Raw genomic sequence first — 17,800 nt, 5'->3', positions numbered from 1 at the left:
GCTCATCGGCGTGCTGCCCCTGCTGGGCGTGCAAGGCCTCTGGAGCGTGCTGCTGCCCTTCTACCTGTTCATGCTGGGCCACGGCGTGCACCAGCCCTGCGGCCAGAGCGGCGCGGTGGCGCCCTTCCCGCAGGCGGCCGGCGCGGCCTCGGCGCTGGCGGGCTTCCTCATGATGGTGGTGGCCTTCGGCATCGGCGGCTGGCTGGGGCTGGCGCTGTCCGATCCCGCGCTGGGCGCCGGCACGGTGCGCCCCCTCACCAACAGCGTGTGGTTCTGGTGCGTGGTCATCGCCACCACGGCCTGGACCCTCGTGCAGCGACACGGCGAGCCGCACACGCCGCCGACGCGTGTCGCGACGATATGAGCCCCCACGCTCCGCCGCCGCGCGGGTCGCTGCCCCCCGAGGGGGCTGATCCGGCCTGGGGCGGCCCGGCGCCGGATCGTGGCGTGGATTCGCGACCGCGCTGCATCGCCCTGGCCGGCCCCACCGCCAGCGGCAAAACGGCGGCGGCCCTGGCCATCGCCGCGCGCTGGCCGGTGGAGATCGTCAGCGTCGACTCGGCATTGGTGTACCGGGGCATGGACATCGGCACCGCCAAGCCCACGGCGGCCGAGTTGGCGGCCGTGCCGCACCACCTGATCGACATCCGCGACCCCGCGCAGGCCTACAGCGCGGCCGACTTCGCGCGCGACGCCACGCGCCTGATCGCCGAGATCGGCGCGCGCGGCCGCACCGCCCTGCTGGTGGGCGGCACCATGCTGTACTTCAAGGCCTTGCTCGACGGGCTGGACGAGCTGCCCGCCGCCGACCCCGCCGTGCGCGCCGCGCTCGAGGCGCGCGCGCGCGCCGAGGGCTGGCCCGCGCTGCACGCCGAACTGCAGCGCGTGGACCCGGTCAGCGCCGCGCGCCTCTTCCCCAACGACGCGCAGCGCATCCAGCGCGCGCTGGAGGTGTTCCAGGTGTCGGGCCGGCCGCTGTCGGGTTTTCATTCGGGCCGCGGACGCGACCCTAGGGGCCCGCTCGACGAAGCCCACCTGATCTCGCTCGAACCGCAAGACCGCGCCTGGCTGCACGCGCGCATCGCCGAGCGCTTCGAGGCCATGCTCGCGACCGGGCTGCTCGACGAACTGCGCGCCCTGCGCGCGCGCGGCGACCTGCACGCCGACCTGCCCGCCATGCGCTGCGTGGGCTACCGCCAGGCCTGGGCCACGCTGGACGCCTCGCCCACGCCCGACGCCGCCGCGCTGGCCGGGCTGCGCGACCGCGGCGTCTTCGCCACGCGCCAGCTCGCCAAACGCCAGCTCACCTGGCTGCGCTCCATGCCCCGGCGCGTGGTGGTGCCGGCCGACGCGCCGGACGCGCTGGAGCGGGTGCTGGCGCAGGTCCGGGAGTGGCTGGGGAACCCGCCATGAGCCTCATCGCCGAGAACCTGGGCAAGTTCTACGGCGACACGCCGGTGTTCCGCCACGTCGACCTGCGGGTCGAACCCGGCGAGTTCATCGCCATCGTGGGCGAATCCGGCGTGGGCAAGTCCACGCTGCTCAACTGCCTGGCCGCGCTCGACGACTGGAGCGAGGGCCGCGTGTGGCACGGCGGCACCGACCTCGGCGCCCTCGACGAAGCGCGCCGCGCCCACTGGCGGCGCGCCAACCTGGGCTTCGTCTTCCAGGCCTTCCACGTGCTGCCACACCTGGACGTGGCGCAGAACATCGGCCTGCCCCTGCTGCTGCTGAACCGCCCGGACCCCGCGCGCGTGCGGGCCCTCATGGACGCGGTCGGCCTCGAGGGCCTGGGCGCGCGCCTGCCCGCGCAGCTCTCGGGCGGCCAACTGCAGCGCGTGGCCATCGCGCGCGCGCTGGTGCACCGGCCCGCCGTCGTGCTGGCCGACGAACCCACCGGCAACCTGGACCCGGCCACCGCCACGCGCGTGATGGACCTGCTGTGCGCCCAAACCCGCGAACAGGGCGCCTCGCTGGTGCTGGTGACGCACGCCGAGGCCGCCGCGCGCCGCGCCGATCGTGTGCTGCGGCTCAGCGCCGACGGCCTGCGCGCCGATACCACCGCGACTTGACGGAACCCCGGCTCTGCGACACGGTCGCACCTGGGCACACCCAGCCAAAGGTAACCCGTTGGTAACTTTATTTCACTATGATCGACCCACTTCGTAACTCGTGAAGCCAACCGCCCCAACGATGGAGACCAGCACCCCACCCGACGCGCCCCTGGACCTCGTCATCTTCGGCGGCGCGGGCGACCTGTCCCTGCGCAAGCTGCTGCCGGCGCTCTACATGGCGCACCTGCACAAGACCCTGCCGGACGACACGCGCATCGTCGCCCTGGGCCGCCACGCCTGGGACCGCGCGGCCTTCACGGCCTTCATCGACGACAAGGTGCGCGGCTTCATCGCCGCCGACGCGCTGGACGACGCGGGCTGGCGCGGCTTCGTGCAGCGCCTGGTCTACGTCTCGCTCGACGCCACGCGCCCCGAGGACTTCGCCGCGCTCGGCCAGGCCCTGCGGCCCGGCGTGGACCGCGTCTACTACCTCGCCACCGCGCCCACGCTGTTCACCGCCATCTGCGCGAACCTGCACGGCGCCGGTCTGGTGGACCCACGCTCGCGCGTGGTGCTGGAAAAACCCCTGGGCCACGACCTGGCCTCGGCGCGCGCCATCAACGACGAGGTGGCCCGGTACTTCAGCGAATCGCAGACCTTCCGCATCGACCACTACCTGGGCAAGGAGACGGTGCAGAACCTCATGGTGCTGCGCTTCGGCAACGCCATCTTCGAGCCCCTGTGGCGCAGCCCCAGCATCAAGAGCGTGCAGATCACGGTGGCCGAATCGGTGGGCGTGGGCAGCCGCGCGGGCTTCTATGACGGCACCGGCGCGCTGCGCGACATGGTGCAGAACCACCTGCTGCAGCTGCTGTGCATCGTGGCCATGGAGCCACCCGTCTCGCTCGACCCCGACGCCGTGCGCGACGAAAAACTCAAGGTGCTGCGCTCGCTGCGGCCCATGACGGTGGCCGACGTGGCGCGCGACACCGTGCGCGGCCAGTACGGCCCGGGCAACGTGGGCGGCGAGCGCGCCGTGGGCTACCTGCAGGAGGACAACGTCCCCGCCGGCAGCGATACCGAGACCTTCGTCGCGCTGCGCGCGCACATCAACAACTGGCGCTGGGCCAACGTGCCCATCTTCCTGCGCACCGGCAAGCGCCTGGCCGAGCGGCGCAGCGAGATCGTGGTCGAGTTCGCGCCCCTGCCCTATTCGCTGTTCCCCGACGCGCCGCGCGAGCCGGTGAACCGCCTGCTGATCCGCCTGCAGCCCGAAGAACACGTGCAGCTGCAGATGATGGCCAAGCAGCCTGGCAGCGGCATGAAGCTGCGCCCGGTCGCGCTCGACCTGGACCTGCAGTCGGCCCTGGCGGGCCGCCGCGCCGAAGCCTACGAGCGCCTGCTCATCGACGTCATCAAGGGCCGGCTCACGCACTTCATGCGGCGCGACGAACTGGAGGCCGCCTGGACCTGGGTCGAGCCCATCATCGAGGGCTGGAAGTCCCTGGGCGAGAAGCCGCGCGCCTACGCCGCCGGCAGCTGGGGCCCGGCCGCCTCCTCCGCCCTCATGGCGCGCGAAGACTCCACCTGGTCGGAAGAAGCCTGAGCCCATGAACCAGCACCCGTGCAACACGCCCGCCGAACTCGCGCAGCGCCTGGCCGCGTGGACCGGCCTGCGCCTGCACCAGGCCATCGCCGGGCGCGGCCATGCGGTGCTGGCGGTCTCGGGCGGCCGCTCGCCGGTGCCGCTGTTCCAGGCCCTGCGCGCGCAGCCGCTGGACTGGTCGCGCGTGAGCATCACCCTGGTGGACGAGCGCTGCGTGCCGCACGACCACCCCGACAGCAACACCGCCCTGGTGCGCGAACACCTCTTGCAGCAGGGCGCCGCGGCGGCCACCTTCGTGCCCTGGTTCGACGAGCTGCCCGCCACGCTGGACGACACCGCGCTGCAGGCGCTCGCCGACGCCGCCAGCCAGCGCCTGGCGACCCAGCCCTGGCCCTGGGACCTCGCCATCCTCGGCATGGGCGAGGACGGGCACACCGCCTCGCTTTTCCCGCACGCGGGCGGCCTCAGCCAGGCCCTGCACGCCAGCGGCCCCGTGGCCTGGACGCGCCCGCTGAACGCGCCGCACGCGCGCCTGACCCTGACCCTGCCCGCGCTGCTGGCCACGCGGGAACTGGTCTTGCCCCTCATCGGCCCCGCCAAGCTGCGCGTGTACCAGCAGGCCCGGCTGTCCGAAGACGACACGCTGCCGATCTCGCTCGTGTTGCACCAGCACCAGACCCCGGTGCAGGTGTGGCTCGCCTAACGATGAACACCCCCGCGCCGCTTCGCCTCACCCCCTCAAGGGGGCGGCACCCACGGCCCGGCACAGCCGGTTCCGTGGTGTCCCTGGGGTAGACCACCCCATGCGAACAGCTTCTTCCATTCAGCCATGAATCACTTGAACCCCATCCTCGACCGCGTCACGCGGCGCATCACCGAGCGCAGCGCGCCCTCGCGCGGCGCCTACCTGCAGCACATGGCCGCGCAGCGCACGCGCGGCACGCAGCGCGCCGGCCTGGGCTGCGCCAACATGGCCCACACCACGGCCGCGCTGCCCCATGAAGACAAGCTGCGCATCCACGCCGAGCGGGCGCCGCACATCGGCATCGTCACCGCCTACAACGACATGCTCTCGGCGCACCAGCCCTTCGAGGCCTACCCCAGCCTGATCCGCTGGCACGCGCAGCAGATCGGCGCCAGCGCCCAGGTGGCCGGCGGCGTGCCCGCCATGTGCGACGGCATCACCCAGGGCGAGGCCGGTATGGAGCTGTCGCTGTTCTCGCGCGACACCATCGCCCTGGCCACCGCCGTGGCGCTCTCGCACAACGTGTTCGACGCCGCGCTCATGCTGGGCGTGTGCGACAAGATCGTGCCCGGCCTGTTCATGGGCGCGCTGCAGTTCGGCCACCTGGCCACGGTGTTCGTGCCCGCCGGCCCCATGACCTCCGGCCTGTCCAACGACGAGAAGGCCAAGGTGCGCCAGCAGTACGCGCAGGGCCTGGTGGGCCGCGAGGCCCTGCTCGAATCGGAAGCGCGCGCCTACCACGCGCCCGGCACCTGCACGTTCTACGGCACCGCCAACAGCAACCAGATGCTGATGGAGATCATGGGCCTGCACCTGCCGGGCAGCTCCTTCGTGAACCCGGGCACGCCGCTGCGCGAGGCCCTCACCAAGGCCGCCGTGGAGCGCGCCGTGGCCAACAGCGGGCGCACCGGCCAGCCCTACGTGCCGCTGTGGCAGATCGTCGACGAGAAGGCCATCGCCAACGGCGTCGTCGGCCTGCTGGCCACGGGCGGCTCCACCAACCACACCCTGCACCTGGTGGCCATGGCGCGCGCCGCCGGCATCCTGATCGACTGGGACGACTTCGCCGAGCTGTCGGCCGTGGTGCCGCTGCTGGCGCGCGTCTACCCCAATGGCAGCGCCGACGTGAACCACTTCCATGCGGCCGGTGGCCTGGGCGTGCTGATGCGCGAGCTGCGCGGCGCCGGCCTGCTGCACGCCGACGTGCACACCGTGATGGGCCCGGGCCTGGACGCCTACGGCCTGGAGCCCTGGCTGGACGGCGAGCGCCTGGCCTGGCGCCCCGTGCCCGAGCGCAGCGCCGACCTGAACGTGCTGCGCCCCGCGAGCGACCCGTTCAGCGCCGACGGCGGCCTGCGCCTGCTCACCGGCAACCTGGGACGTTGCGTGATCAAGGTGTCGGCCGTGAAACCCGAGCACCGCGTGGTGCGCGCGCCCGCCGTGGTGGTGCACGACCAGCAGGAGCTGCTGGCCAAGTTCAAGGCCGGCGAGCTGGAGAAGGACTTCGTGGCCGTGGTGCGCTACCAGGGCCCGCGCGCCAACGGCATGCCCGAGCTGCACAAGCTCACGCCGCCGCTGGCCGTGCTGCAGGACAAGGGCTTCAAGGTCGCCCTGGTCACCGACGGCCGCATGTCCGGCGCCTCGGGCAAGGTGCCCGCGGCCATCCACGTCACGCCCGAGGCCGTGGCGGGCGGGCCGATCGCGCGCGTGCGCGACGGCGACCTCATCACGCTGGACGCCGAGCGCGGCCTGCTCAAGGTGGACGTGGACGAGGCCACGCTGGCCGCGCGCGCCCTGCCCAACCCCGACCTGTCCCACAACACGCACGGCAGCGGCCGCGAGCTCTTCGGCCTGTTCCGCGCCCACGTCGGTGGCGCTGAGCAAGGTGCCTCGCCGCTGTTCGCCTGAACCCTCAACGCCGCACACCATGCAAGACCAGCACCTCAGCCACCCCGCCTTCCAGTCGCGCGTCGTGCCCGTCATCGTGCTCAGCGACGCGAAGCAAGCCGTGCCACTCGCCCAAGCCCTGCTCGACGGCGGCATCGACGTCATGGAGATCACCCTGCGCTCGGACGTGGCGCTCGATGCCATCGAGGCCGTGGCCCGGGCCGTGCCCCAGATGCACCTGGGCGCCGGCACCGTCACACGGCCCAGCGACGTGCCGCGCGTGATCGACGCCGGCGCGCGCTTCGCGCTCTCGCCCGGCTGCACCGACGCGCTGGTGGACGCCATGCGCGCCACCGGCCTGCCCTTCATTCCCGGCGTGATGACCCCCGGCGAGGTGATGCGGGCGCGCGACCAGGGCTTCACGCTCATGAAGCTCTTCCCCGCGCAGCAGGCCGGCGGCATCGGCATGCTCAAGGCCCTGGGCGCGCCCATCCCCGACGTGCGCTTCTGTCCCACCGGCGGCGTGGGCCCCGAGAACCTGCGCGACTTCCTCGCCCTGCCCAACGTCGCCATGGCCGGCGGCTCCTGGCTCACGCCGGCCGACGCCCTGCGCGACGGCGACTGGGCGCGCATCACCCGGCTGGCGCGCGAAGCCACCGCGCTCGCGCAGGGACAATGAACGCCACCGGCGCGCCCAAAGGCGCCTGCGCCGCGCGCCCGCCACACCCATGACCACCATGCCACTGCCCGTCGCCCTGCCCGCCTGGCAACACCTCCAGGCGCTCGCCAACGAACCGTCGGTGCCGCTGCGCGAGCGGCTTGCCGAGCCCGAGCGCGCGCGCCGCCTCACCTGGTCCGCCGCCGGCCTCACGCTCGACGCCAGCCGCCAGGCCATCGGCACCGAGATCGAACGGGCCCTGCTCGACCTGGCCGCGCAGAGCCAGATCGCCGAGCAGCGCGAAGCCATGTTCCGCGGCGAGGCCATCAACACCACCGAAGACCGCCCCGTGCTGCACGTGGCCCTGCGCGGCGGCGAGGCCGGTGGTCCCTGGGGCAACGCCATCCACGCGCTGGTGCAGCGCGAGCTCGACCGCGTCTGCCGCTTCGCCGAGGAGCTGCGCGCCGGCACCGTGCGCGGCCACGCGGGCGACGCCTTCACCGACGTCGTCAACATCGGCATCGGCGGCTCCGACCTGGGCCCGCGCATGGCGGCCGACGCGCTCGCCCACCTGGCCAGCGACGCGGTGCGCGTGCACTACGTCTCCAACCCCGACGCCTGGGCGCTGTGGAGCGTGCTGCGCGGGCTGGATGCGAAACGCACGCTGTTCATCGTCTCCAGCAAGACCTTCACCACGCAGGAAACCCTCACCAACGCCGCCAGCGCGCGCCACTGGCTGGCCGACCAGGGCGTGCCGGCCGACGCCATCGCCCGGCACCTGGTGGCCATCACCGCCACGCCGGCCAAGTCCGCCGAGCTGGGCTACGACCCCGAGCGCACCTTCCTGTTCTGGGACTGGGTGGGCGGGCGCTACTCGCTGTGGTCCGCGCTGGGTCTGCCGCTGGCCATCGGCATCGGCGCGGCGGCGTTCCGCGAGCTGCTCGCCGGCGCGCGCGCCATGGACGGGCATTTCCTGCACGCCCCCTTGCAAGAGAACCTGCCGGTGCGCCTGGCCCTGCACGGCGTGTGGAACCGCAACTTCCTGCGCATGCCCACGCAGCTCATCGCCTGCTACGCCTCGCGCCTGGTGCGCTTCGTGCCCTTCGTGCAGCAGATGGACATGGAATCCAATGGCAAGCGCACGCACCTGGACGGCAGCGAGGCCACGGTGGACACCGGCCCCATCGTCTGGGGCGGCCTGGGCATCGACGGCCAGCACGCCTACTTCCAGCTGGTGCACCAGGGCCGGCACGCGCTGCCGGTCGATTTCATCGGCGTCCTGAGCGAAGACACACCACTGCCACTGGCCAGCGCGCACCACGCCGTGGTGAACCTGAACCTGCGCGCCCAGGCCCAGGCCATGGCCCTGGGCCGCACGCTCGAAGAGACCGAGGCGCAGCTGCTGAAGGACGGCGCCGACGCCGAGACCGCGCACGCCCTGGCGCCGCACCGCCAGTTCCCCGGCAACATCCCCAGCCACCTGCTCTGGCTCGACCGGCTCGACCCCAGTCGCCTGGGCGCGCTGATCGCCCTGTACGAGCACAAGGTGTTCTGCCAGGCCGCCCTCTGGCGCATCAACGCCTTCGACCAGTGGGGCGTGGAGTTGGGCAAAACCATGGCCAAGGCCATGGAACGCGCGGGCGGCTGAAGCCTCCAATCCATCGTTGACGGGCCTCGTCCGGCGCGCGGGTCGGACCGGTCCTACACGGCCCGGCGCGGGCCCTTCCTAGCATGGGTGGACGCGACGGGCCCCGGTCCCGCGCTTTCAGGAGAACGCCCATGACCCAAGCCTTTTATTCCCCCACCGCCTTCACCCGCCACTGCCTGGCCGCCGCCGCCCTGGCGCTCGCGCTGCCCGCCTGGGCCCAGGGCGCCGGCGCGGCCAAGACCTCCACCGACAACCGCTACCAGCAGGAGCGCGCCGCCTGCGCCGCCATGAGCAACCCCGAATCGCGCACCAGTTGCCTGCGCGACCTGGGCGCGGCCCGCCAACAGGCCCGCAGCCAGCCGCGCGCTCCGGTGTCGCCGGAACAGCTGCAGCGCAACGCCCTGCAGCGCTGCGAGGTGCACACCGCGGCCGATGAGCGCGCCATCTGCGAGCGCATGGTGCGCGGCGAAGGCGAGGTCTCGGGTTCGGTCAGCGGGGGCGGGCTGATCCGCTCGATCGAAACCACCGTGCCGGCGCCGATGCCGCCGGCCGAGCCGCCGCTGCGGCAGTGAGGCCAGGCCCCCGATCGGGCCTGCTGCGAAGGCGGTAGACCCGACCCGCCGGCCAGGGGCGGCGATCCAGTGAGAGAAACAACAGCGTGCGGCACCGGGGCCGGTGCTAGCTTGTGCGCCCTCGGTACTCCCCTGGGTTCACGGACATGGCCCTTCTCCGACATGGAACGCTTCCCGCCCTGCTCTGCGCCACCGGGCTGTCGGCCTGCGGCGGCAACCCGTCCGGCACCGCGCCGCCCGCCGTGGTCGTGCTGCCACCAGCCGCACCCGCCCTGATGGCCAGCGCGCCCGCCCTGGCCCTGGCCGCGTCGGGCCAGCCTCGGCACGTTCTCATCACCAACGTCGGCGGCCAGGCCGCGCTCAACCTCGTGGTGGGCGCGGCCAGCGCGCTGCCGGCGGGCAGCGCCTTCGGCACCGACTGCGCCGCCACCCTGGCCCCGGGAGCGAGCTGCACGCTCACCGTCACGCCCGGCGCCACGCCCTCGGCCGCGCCCGGGGACGCCGCGCCCACGCCCGCCGAACTGCGCATCGGCGGCAGCAACACGCCAGCCCTGACGCTGCCGGTGCGGGTGCTGGGCTTCGGCAGCGTGTACCAGGGCGGCTACGTGTTCGACCTGGACGACACCACGCCCCCCACGGGCGGCGTGGGCGGCAAGGTGATGGCGCTGAACAACGCCTGGCCGACCGCCGTCCAGGCCAACGACGCCCCCCTGGCGTCCAGCCCCACGGAGGGCGCCGCCAACACGGCGACCCTCGTCAACGCCGGCGGTCCACCGCCCGACCCGAACAGCCCCTACGCGGCCTGGACCTGCGACGACGCCAGCGACGCCGGCTTCACCGACTGGTACCTGCCGGCCATCTGCGAACTGGGCTACGACCGGGACAACCGGGGCTCCGGCTGCGGCAGCGCCGCCGCGCCCACCCGGCCGAACATCCAAAGCCATCTGGTGGACAAGGGCGTGAGCGGCGGACTGGTCGGCAACAACGAGTACTGGAGCTCGACCGGTGCGGGTGGTGTCACATGGACGCAGTACATCGGGCCGGGCCCTACAGCAGCACAACACGACGTCCCCTCGGCCGCCCTCTCCCTGGTCCGCTGCGTGCGCGCCCTCACCCCTTGAGCGACGCGGCCGGGCGCGCCAGCCGCCGCGCGCTCAGGTCACCGGCGCCGGGTTGAACAGCACCAGCTGGTTGTGCAGCTTCCAGCGCTCGGCCCAGGTCTTCTGGCGCCCGCTCGCCACGTCGAGCATGTAGCGGAACAGCGCCCAGCCCACGTCCTCGATGCTGGCCTGGCCGTCGGCGATGGTGCCGGCGTTGATGTCCATCAGGTCGTGCCAGCGCCGCGCCAGCTCGCTGCGCGTGGCCACCTTGATCACCGGCACCGCCGCCAGCCCGTAGGGCGTGCCGCGGCCAGTGGTGAACACGTGCAGGTTCATGCCCGCGGCCAGCTGCAGCGTGCCGCAGATGAAATCGCTCGCGGGCGTGGCGGCGTAGGTCAGGCCCTTGGCGCGCAGCTTCTCGCCGGGCGACAGCACGTTGGCGATCGGCGCGCTGCCCGACTTCACGATCGAGCCCATGGCCTTCTCGACGATGTTCGACAGCCCGCCCTTCTTGTTGCCCGGCGTGGTGTTGGCGCTGCGGTCCACGCCGCCGCGCTTCAGGTACTCGTCGTACCAGGCCATCTCGCGCACCAGGGCCTGCGCCACCTCGGGCGTGGCGGCGCGCGCGGTGAGCTGGGCGATGCCGTCGCGCACCTCGGTGGTCTCGGAGAACATCACGCTGGCGCCCGCGCGCACCAGCAGGTCGGTGCAAAAGCCCACCGCCGGGTTGGCCGTGACGCCCGAAAACGCGTCGCTGCCGCCGCACTGCACGCCCACCACCAGCTCGCTGGCCGGCACCGTCTCGCGCCGGCGCGCGTTCAGGCGCTTCAGGTGCACCTCGGCCTGGCGCAGGATGGACTCGACCATGCTCATGAAGCCCACATGGGCCTCGTCCTGTAGACAGACCAACCCCCCCGCGCCGCTGCGCGGCTCCCCCCCTGGGAGGGGGGGCACCGCCAGCGGCCCGTCAGAGCCGGTTCCACGGCGGTCCTGGATCGGGATCCCCTCGCTGGGAAACAGCCGCTCGGGCTGCAGCTTCTCGCAGCCCAGGCTCACCACCATCAACTCGCCCCCGAAGTTGGGGTTCTGGCTGATGTGGCGCAGGGTGCGAATGGGGATCGCCGCGCCGGGCGCGTCGATGGCCACGCCGCAGCCGTAGCCGTGCTCCAGCGCCACCACGCCGTCCACGTTCGGGTACTTGGGCAGCAGCTCGGCCTGGATGCGCTGCACCGCGAACGCGGTGACGCCGGCCACGCACTGCACGGTCTGGGTGATGGCCAGCAGGTTGCGCGTGCCCACCGAGCCGTCGGGGTTGCGGTAGCCCTCGAAGGTGAAGCCCTCCAGCGGGGGCAGCGGCGCGGCGCCACGCGTGGCCATGGGCAGGTCGTCCAGGCCGCGCGCGCCGGGCATCTGCAGCAGGCGCTCGTGCACCCAGCTGCCGGCGGGAATGTCCTGCAAGGCGTAGCCGATGGGCACGCCATACCGCCGCACGGCCGCGCCCTGGGGCAGGTCCACCAGCGCCACCTTGTGGCCCTGCGGCACCCGCTCGCGCAGCGCCGGCCCGCCGGGCAGCGCGGTGCCGGGCGGCAGGCCGCCGTCGTTGGCGACGATGGCCACGTTGTCCTCGGCGTGCATGCGGATCGTCAGCGGCGCCACGGCCGCGGGGTTCGCCAGGGTATCGGGCATGGGCGTCTCCTATGATGCGGCGCACCCGCCATCCCCCGGCCCCTTGACCGGACGCGTGGCGCGGAGCGCTTGGTACCGGTACCATTCTAAGCCGCACATGAAAGAATCCGACAACTCCCGGCGCGCCCGACGCGGCAGCGGGGCCATCACCGTGCGCGACGTGGCCCGCCTCGCGGGCGTCGCGCCCATCACCGTCTCGCGCGTGCTGAACACGCCCGCGCAGGTCTCGCCCGACGTGCGCCAGAAGGTGCTGGAGGTGATCCAGAAAACCGGCTACGTGCCCAACCGCATGGCCGGCGGGCTGGCGTCCTCGCGCAGCCGCCTGATCGCGGCGGTGGTGCCGAGCACGGTGATGTCGGTGTTCATGCCCACCATCGAGGCCTTGAACGAGACCCTGTTCAACGCCGGCTACCAGCTCATGCTCGGCCAGTCCGACTACTCCGCCGCGCGCGAGGAGGCCTTGCTGGAGGCCATCGTCGGCCGGCGGCCCGACGGCATCTTCCTCACCGGCATCCTGGGCCCGAGCCAGGGCCGCACGCGGCTGCTCGCCTCGGGCATTCCGGTGGTGGAAACCTGGGACCTGACGCCCACGCCCATCGACATGCTGGTGGGCTTCTCGCACGCCGACATCGGGCGCGAGGTGGCGCGCTTCCTCATCGACAAGGGCCGCCGCCGGCTGGCGCTGATCCGCGCCGAGGACGAACGCGCCGAGCGCCGCGCCGGTGCTTTCACCGAAGCGGTGCAGCGGGCCGGGCACGGGCCGGTGGCGGTGGTGAACGTGGGCGCCTCACGCTCATTGCGCAGTGGGCGCGAGGCCCTGGGCCGTCTGCTGGAGCAGGCGCCGGACGTGGACGCCATCTTCTGCAGCTCCGACCTGCTGGCGCTGGGCGTGGCCACCGAGGCTCGCGTGCGCGGCATCGCCGTGCCGCACGACCTGGCGCTGGTGGGCTTTGGCGACGTGTCCTTCGCGGCCGACATGGCGCCGGCGCTGAGCACGGTGCGCATCAACGGCGCCGAGATGGGGCGCTTGGCGGCGCGCTGCCTGATCGACCGGGCCGAGGGGCGGGAGGTCTCGCCCGCGCTGTTCGACGTCGGCTTCTCCATCGTCGAGCGCGAAACCACCTGAGCCGGGAAATCCCCGACGGACAGGCGTTGACGGGCCCTTTTGGTACCGGTACCATGCCCACCGGATTCATTTGGTACCGGTACCAAATGAAGACCCCTTTCCACCCAACAGGAGACAAGCCACCATGAAAAAACTGTTGTGCGCGCTCGGCGCCACCATGACCCTCACCACGGCCATGGCCTGGCCCGACAAGACCGTCACCATCGTGGTGCCCTTCCCGCCCGGCGGCTCCACCGACATGATCGCCCGCACCCTGCAGCCCAAGCTGCAGGAAAAGTTCGGCGGCACCTTCGTCATCGACAACAAGCCCGGCGCCACCGGCACCATCGGCGCCACGCTCGTCACCCGCGCCGCGCCCGACGGCCACACGCTGTTCGTCTCCTCCCTCGACCCCTACGTCATCGCGCCGCACCTCACCAAGGTCACCTACGACGCCACCAAGGACTTCGACTACATCACCGTCGCCGTGCAGGCGCCCAACGTGCTCGTGGTGCCCGCCGCCTCGCCGCACAAGAGCATGGCCGACGTCATCGCCTACCAGAAGGCCAACCCCGGCAAGATGACCTTCGCCTCGTCCGGCAACGGCAGCAGCGACCACCTCACCGCCGAGCTCTACTGGCAGCAGACCGGCACCAGCGGCGTGCACGTGCCCTACAAAGGCGGCGGCCCCGTCATGACCGACCTGCTCGGCAACCAGGTCGACTCGTCCTTCATGAACATCAACACCGCCATGCCGCAGATCCGCGCCGGCAAGCTGCGCGCGCTGTCCATCACCAGCGCCCAGCGCTCGTCCCTGCTGCCCGACGTGCCCACGCTCGACGAACTCGGCATCAAGGACGCCAACGTCTACTCCTGGCAGGCCGTGGCCGCGCCCAAGGGCATTCCGGCCGACCTGAAGGCCAAGCTGCAGGCCGCCATCAAGGACGCGCTCAACGACCCCGCCATCAAACCCAAGCTGCTTGAAGTGGGCTTCGAGATCGTGGCCAACACGCCCGAGGAATTCACCAAGTTCCAGGCCGCCGAGTTCGCGCGCTGGAAGAAGCTGATCGAGTCGCGCAACATCAAAGCGGATTGACCGTTTCATGCTGAAACCCGTCCCCGTCGGCGCCACGCCGCGCATCACCGAGCTCATCGCCATTCCTGTCGCGGGCCGCGACGGCATGCTGCTCAACCTGAGCGGGGCGCACGCGCCCTTCTTCACGCGCAACCTGCTGATCCTGCGCGACAGCGCGGGCCGCACGGGCGTGGGCGAGGTGCCCGGGGGCGAGAAGATCCGCCAGACGCTGGAGGACGCGCGCGAGCTGGTGCTGGGCCGCTCCATCGGCGACCACCAGCGCGTGCTGCGCGAACTGCACACGCGCTTCGCCGACCGCGACGCCGGCGGGCGCGGCCTGCAGACCTTCGACCTGCGCACCACCATCCACGCGGTCACCGCCATCGAATCGGCCCTGCTCGACCTGCTGGGCCAGCACCTGGAGGTGCCCGTGGCCGCGCTGCTCGGCGAAGGCCAGCAGCGCGCCTCGGTGGAAATGCTGGGCTACCTGTTTTTCGTGGGCGACCGCACCAAGACGCCCCTGCCCTACACCGATCCGGCCAGCGAGCCGGCGCACGCCGACGCCTGGTGCCGCCTGCGCCACGAGGCCGCCATGACGCCCGAGGCCATCGTGCGCCTGGCCGAGGCCGCGCGCGAGCGCTACGGCTTCAACGACTTCAAGCTCAAGGGCGGCGTGCTGCGCGGCGACGAAGAGGTCGACGCCGTGACCGCGCTGCACGAGCGCTTTCCCGACGCGCGCGTGACGCTCGACCCCAACGGCGGCTGGCTGCTGAAAGACGCCATCCGCCTGGGCCAGCGCATGCGCGGCGTGGTGGCCTACGCCGAAGACCCCTGCGGCGCCGAGGACGGCTTCTCCGGCCGCGAGGTGATGGCCGAATTCCGCCGCGCCACCGGCCTGCCCACGGCCACCAACATGGTCGCCACCGACTGGCGCCAGCTCAGCCACGCGCTGTCGCTGCAGTCGGTCGACATTCCCCTGGCCGACCCGCATTTCTGGACCATGGCCGGCAGCGTGCGCGTGGCCCAGACCTGCCGCGACTGGGGCCTGACCTGGGGCTCGCACTCCAACAACCACTTCGACGTCTCGCTGGCCATGTTCACCCACGTGGGCGCCGCCGCGCCGGGCAAGGTCACGGCCATGGACACGCACTGGATCTGGCAGGACGGCCAACGCCTCACCAAGGAGCCGCTGAAGATCGTGGGCGGCCACGTCCAGGTGCCCCAGAAGCCCGGCCTGGGCATCGAGCTCGACATGGCCGAGGTGGAGAAGGCGCACCAGCTCTACCGCCAGCACGGCCTGGGCGCGCGCGACGACGCCACCGCCATGCAGTACCTGATCCCGAACTGGACCTTCCACCCCAAGCGGCCCTGCATGGACCGCTGAGGCCGATTCCCTCGCCGGATCGCGCCCCGTTCTTTCCACACCCCCACAAGGCAACCGCATGCGACCGAACCGACTGCGCGAGATCTGGGCCCAGGGCGGCGCCGCCGTCAACGGCTGGCTCGCCATCCCCAACAGCTTCTCGGCCGAGACCATGGCCCACCAGGGCTGGGACTCGCTCACCATCGACCTGCAGCACGGCGTGGTGGACTACCAGGCCATGGTCCCCATGCTGCAGGCCGTGAGCACCACCAACACCGTGCCCGTGGTGCGCGTGCCCTGGCTGGAGCCCGGCATCCTGATGAAGGCGCTGGACGCCGGCGCCTACGGCGTCATCTGCCCCATGGTGAACACGCGCGCCGACGCCGAGAAGCTGGTGGCCTACACGCACTATGCGCCGCGCGGCACGCGCAGCTTCGGCCCGGTGCGCGCCCTGCTCTACGGCGGCGCCGACTACCCCCAGCACGCCAACGACACCATCGTCGCCTTCGCCATGATCGAAACCGCGCAGGCGCTGGACAACCTGGACGACATCCTGGCCACGCCGGGCCTGGACGCGGTCTACATCGGGCCTTCGGACCTCTCGCTCGCGCTGGGCTGCAAGCCCACCTTCGACGACCTGGACCCCAAGGCCGCCGAAGCCGTGCAGCACATCCTGGCGCGCGCCAAGGCGCACGGCGTGGTGGCCGGCATCCACAACGGCACGCCCGAGGCCGCGCTCCAGCGCATCGCCATGGGCTTCCAGTTCGTCACCGTCAGCTCCGACGCGCGGCTCATGGCCGCGGGCGCGCAGCAGGTCGTCACCACCATGCGCGGCGGCATGAAGACCAGCAAGCCCGCCAACGGCTACTGACCCCCTCCCTTCAACGGAACACTCGAATGAAAGTCGGATTCATCGGCCTGGGCATCATGGGCACGCCCATGGCCCTGCAACTGCTCAACAAAGGCCACCAGCTCACCGTGCACACGCGCCGCCAGGTGCCCGAGGCCATCACCGCCGCCGGCGGCGTGCGCGCGGCCAACGCCGCCGCCGTGGCGAAAGAGGCCGAGGTCATCATCACCATGCTGCCCGACACGCCCGACGTGGAGGCCGTGCTGTTCGGCGAACACGGCGTGGCCGAAGGCCTGAAAGGCCACGCTGGCGAGCGCAAGGTGGTGATCGACATGAGCTCCATCTCGCCCATGGCCACCAAGGACTTCGCCCAGCGCATCAACGCCCTCGGCGCCGACTACATCGACGCGCCCGTCTCGGGCGGCGAAGTGGGCGCCAAGGCCGGCACGCTCACCATCATGTGCGGCGGCGATGCGGCCGTGTTCCAGCGGATGAAGCCGCTGCTGGAATGCATGGGCAAGAACATCACCCTGGTGGGCGGCAACGGCGACGGCCAGACCACCAAGGTGGCCAACCAGATCATCGTGGCGCTCAACATCGCGGCCGTGGGCGAGGCCCTGGTCTTTGCCAGCAAGGCCGGCGCCGACCCGGCCAAGGTGCGCGAGGCGCTCATGGGCGGCTTCGCTTCCAGCCGCATCCTGGAAGTGCATGGCGAGCGCATGATCAAGCGCACCTTCAACCCGGGCTTCCGCATCAAGCTGCACCAGAAGGACCTGGGCCTGGCGCTGCAAGGCGCGCGCGAACTGGGCGTGGCCCTGCCGCAGACTGCCAACGCCGCGCAGCTGATGCAGGCCTGCGCCGCGCACAGCCTGGGTGAGCTGGACCATTCGGCGCTGGTGCAGGCGCTGGAGATCATGGCCGAGCACCCGGTGGCGAAGGGCTGACCCAGCCCCCGAACGGGGCCGGCGAGGAAGGCGCCTCATACAGCAGGCGCCGGCCCGCGGCCTCGCCCACGGGCTGCAGATCGGTGGTGCGCAGCTGCGGGTCGGTGCCCAGCTGGAACAGCAAGGGGCCGAGGGCCGGCGACTCACCCGGCGCGGGCGCCCACAGCGCGCTGATCCACTCCAGGGCCCAGCTGGGGCCCGCATCGTGGCGCCGCTCCAGGCGCGCGATGCCGCTGAGGTCGGCCATGGGAATGCGGGCCAGCAGGTCCAGCAGCGTCGTGTCCCAGGCCACCAGCGAGGTCTGCGACAAGGTCTGGCCCTTGCACGAAACCCGGTGAACCAGCAGGTACCAGGGCCGCTCCAGCGCGAGCGTGATGGCCGGCCAGTGCGTCTGGCGCGGGGCGACCTGAGAGGGGTGGAGGTGCTGGACGAGGCCGGGGGCGGTGATGAACACTTGCGAACTCCCAAAGAGCAGCCAGTGTTGCCAGCGGGAGTTGGGGGGTTGGT

Annotated in this window: 16 protein-coding genes and 1 pseudogene; 15 read left to right on the top strand and 2 right to left on the bottom strand. The window is 72.0% G+C overall.

Annotated elements, in window-relative coordinates:
• The 10 genes and pseudogenes from BGO22_RS13700 to BGO22_RS13655 all read left to right on the top strand — a co-directional run.
• Positions 1-364 (top strand): annotated as a pseudogene (locus BGO22_RS13700) (Bcr/CflA family drug resistance efflux transporter); the annotation flags it as partial.
• Complete coding sequence (gene miaA / locus BGO22_RS13695) at positions 361-1,413, top strand: tRNA (adenosine(37)-N6)-dimethylallyltransferase MiaA (protein ID WP_502686464.1); 1,053 nt, start codon at positions 361-363, stop codon at positions 1,411-1,413. The pseudogene BGO22_RS13700 and the gene miaA, both read left to right, overlap by 4 nt.
• On the top strand, positions 1,410-2,072 hold the full coding sequence (locus tag BGO22_RS13690; protein WP_070400636.1) for an ABC transporter ATP-binding protein: 663 nt from the start codon (positions 1,410-1,412) through the stop codon (positions 2,070-2,072). The genes miaA and BGO22_RS13690 overlap by 4 nt, the downstream gene beginning before the upstream one ends.
• 121 nt (positions 2,073-2,193) lie before the next feature.
• The gene (gene zwf / locus BGO22_RS13685; protein WP_070400637.1) at positions 2,194-3,660 is read left to right on the top strand and encodes a glucose-6-phosphate dehydrogenase; all 1,467 of its coding nucleotides are present in this window, start codon (positions 2,194-2,196) and stop codon (positions 3,658-3,660) included.
• A gap of 4 nt (positions 3,661-3,664) precedes the next feature.
• Positions 3,665-4,363, top strand: a complete 699-nt coding sequence (gene pgl / locus BGO22_RS13680; RefSeq protein ID WP_070400638.1) for a 6-phosphogluconolactonase — start codon at positions 3,665-3,667, stop codon at positions 4,361-4,363.
• A gap of 126 nt (positions 4,364-4,489) precedes the next feature.
• Positions 4,490-6,313 (top strand): phosphogluconate dehydratase, encoded by a 1,824-nt coding sequence (gene edd, locus BGO22_RS13675; RefSeq protein ID WP_286851307.1) that lies wholly within the window; start codon positions 4,490-4,492, stop codon positions 6,311-6,313.
• Between the two features lie 19 nt (positions 6,314-6,332).
• Positions 6,333-6,971, top strand: a complete 639-nt coding sequence (eda, locus tag BGO22_RS13670) for a bifunctional 4-hydroxy-2-oxoglutarate aldolase/2-dehydro-3-deoxy-phosphogluconate aldolase (RefSeq protein ID WP_070400640.1) — start codon at positions 6,333-6,335, stop codon at positions 6,969-6,971.
• A gap of 58 nt (positions 6,972-7,029) precedes the next feature.
• Positions 7,030-8,598, top strand: coding sequence for a glucose-6-phosphate isomerase (gene pgi, locus BGO22_RS13665; RefSeq protein ID WP_175442880.1), 1,569 nt, complete (start codon positions 7,030-7,032; stop codon positions 8,596-8,598).
• Positions 8,599-8,729: 131 nt separating this feature from the next.
• A complete protein-coding gene (locus BGO22_RS13660) occupies positions 8,730-9,170 on the top strand; it encodes a hypothetical protein (RefSeq protein WP_070400642.1) in 441 nt (146 codons plus the stop codon).
• A 146-nt stretch (positions 9,171-9,316) separates the two neighbouring features.
• On the top strand, positions 9,317-10,291 hold the full coding sequence (locus BGO22_RS13655) for a hypothetical protein (RefSeq protein WP_139147110.1): 975 nt from the start codon (positions 9,317-9,319) through the stop codon (positions 10,289-10,291).
• A gap of 33 nt (positions 10,292-10,324) precedes the next feature.
• On the opposite strand, the gene garD is transcribed toward BGO22_RS13655, so the two are convergent.
• Complete coding sequence (garD, locus tag BGO22_RS13650; RefSeq protein WP_070400644.1) at positions 10,325-11,956, bottom strand: galactarate dehydratase; 1,632 nt, start codon at positions 11,954-11,956, stop codon at positions 10,325-10,327.
• 97 nt (positions 11,957-12,053) lie between these two features.
• Here garD and BGO22_RS13645 point away from each other — a divergent pair, with 97 nt between their 5' ends.
• The 5 genes from BGO22_RS13645 (at position 12,054) to BGO22_RS13625 (ending at position 17,293) form a co-directional block, all read left to right on the top strand.
• Positions 12,054-13,082 (top strand): LacI family DNA-binding transcriptional regulator, encoded by a 1,029-nt coding sequence (locus BGO22_RS13645; RefSeq protein WP_070400645.1) that lies wholly within the window; start codon positions 12,054-12,056, stop codon positions 13,080-13,082.
• 124 nt (positions 13,083-13,206) lie between these two features.
• Positions 13,207-14,157, top strand: coding sequence for a Bug family tripartite tricarboxylate transporter substrate binding protein (locus BGO22_RS13640; protein ID WP_286851304.1), 951 nt, complete (start codon positions 13,207-13,209; stop codon positions 14,155-14,157).
• A 7-nt stretch (positions 14,158-14,164) separates the two neighbouring features.
• Positions 14,165-15,520, top strand: coding sequence for a glucarate dehydratase (gene gudD, locus BGO22_RS13635; RefSeq protein ID WP_286851302.1), 1,356 nt, complete (start codon positions 14,165-14,167; stop codon positions 15,518-15,520).
• A gap of 58 nt (positions 15,521-15,578) precedes the next feature.
• Positions 15,579-16,370 (top strand): HpcH/HpaI aldolase family protein, encoded by a 792-nt coding sequence (locus tag BGO22_RS13630; protein ID WP_070400648.1) that lies wholly within the window; start codon positions 15,579-15,581, stop codon positions 16,368-16,370.
• Positions 16,367-17,293, top strand: a complete 927-nt coding sequence (locus tag BGO22_RS13625; protein ID WP_502686465.1) for a 2-hydroxy-3-oxopropionate reductase — start codon at positions 16,367-16,369, stop codon at positions 17,291-17,293. The genes BGO22_RS13630 and BGO22_RS13625 overlap by 4 nt, the downstream gene beginning before the upstream one ends.
• On the opposite strand, the gene BGO22_RS13620 is transcribed toward BGO22_RS13625, so the two are convergent.
• Positions 17,262-17,747 carry a hypothetical protein gene (locus BGO22_RS13620; RefSeq protein ID WP_070400650.1) on the bottom strand — a complete coding sequence of 162 codons (486 nt, stop codon included), beginning with the start codon at positions 17,745-17,747 and terminating at the stop codon, positions 17,262-17,264. The two genes, BGO22_RS13625 and BGO22_RS13620, sit on opposite strands and share 32 nt — an antisense overlap.
• Between the last annotated feature and the right edge of the window lie 53 nt (positions 17,748-17,800).

This window comes from Hydrogenophaga sp. 70-12 (assembly GCF_001897365.1).
GTDB classification, from domain to species: domain Bacteria; phylum Pseudomonadota; class Gammaproteobacteria; order Burkholderiales; family Burkholderiaceae_C; genus Hydrogenophaga; species Hydrogenophaga borbori.
This window is presented reverse-complemented; position numbering and strand designations above follow the sequence as displayed.

Bases quoted from the DNA above. Each gene is read 5' to 3' on its own strand.
- gudD (WP_286851302.1), top strand. From the start codon at position 14,165: ATGCTGAAACCCGTCCCCGTCGGCGCCACGCCGCGCATCACCGAGCTC.
- miaA (WP_502686464.1), top strand. From the start codon at position 361: ATGAGCCCCCACGCTCCGCCGCCGCGCGGGTCGCTGCCCCCCGAGGGG.
- BGO22_RS13655 (WP_139147110.1), top strand. From the start codon at position 9,317: ATGGCCCTTCTCCGACATGGAACGCTTCCCGCCCTGCTCTGCGCCACC.
- zwf (WP_070400637.1), top strand. From the start codon at position 2,194: ATGGAGACCAGCACCCCACCCGACGCGCCCCTGGACCTCGTCATCTTC.
- pgi (WP_175442880.1), top strand. From the start codon at position 7,030: ATGCCACTGCCCGTCGCCCTGCCCGCCTGGCAACACCTCCAGGCGCTC.
- eda (WP_070400640.1), top strand. From the start codon at position 6,333: ATGCAAGACCAGCACCTCAGCCACCCCGCCTTCCAGTCGCGCGTCGTG.
- edd (WP_286851307.1), top strand. From the start codon at position 4,490: ATGAATCACTTGAACCCCATCCTCGACCGCGTCACGCGGCGCATCACC.
- BGO22_RS13640 (WP_286851304.1), top strand. From the start codon at position 13,207: ATGAAAAAACTGTTGTGCGCGCTCGGCGCCACCATGACCCTCACCACG.
- pgl (WP_070400638.1), top strand. From the start codon at position 3,665: ATGAACCAGCACCCGTGCAACACGCCCGCCGAACTCGCGCAGCGCCTG.
- BGO22_RS13645 (WP_070400645.1), top strand. From the start codon at position 12,054: ATGAAAGAATCCGACAACTCCCGGCGCGCCCGACGCGGCAGCGGGGCC.
- BGO22_RS13630 (WP_070400648.1), top strand. From the start codon at position 15,579: ATGCGACCGAACCGACTGCGCGAGATCTGGGCCCAGGGCGGCGCCGCC.
- garD (WP_070400644.1), bottom strand. From the start codon at position 11,956: ATGCCCGATACCCTGGCGAACCCCGCGGCCGTGGCGCCGCTGACGATC.
- BGO22_RS13660 (WP_070400642.1), top strand. From the start codon at position 8,730: ATGACCCAAGCCTTTTATTCCCCCACCGCCTTCACCCGCCACTGCCTG.
- BGO22_RS13690 (WP_070400636.1), top strand. From the start codon at position 1,410: ATGAGCCTCATCGCCGAGAACCTGGGCAAGTTCTACGGCGACACGCCG.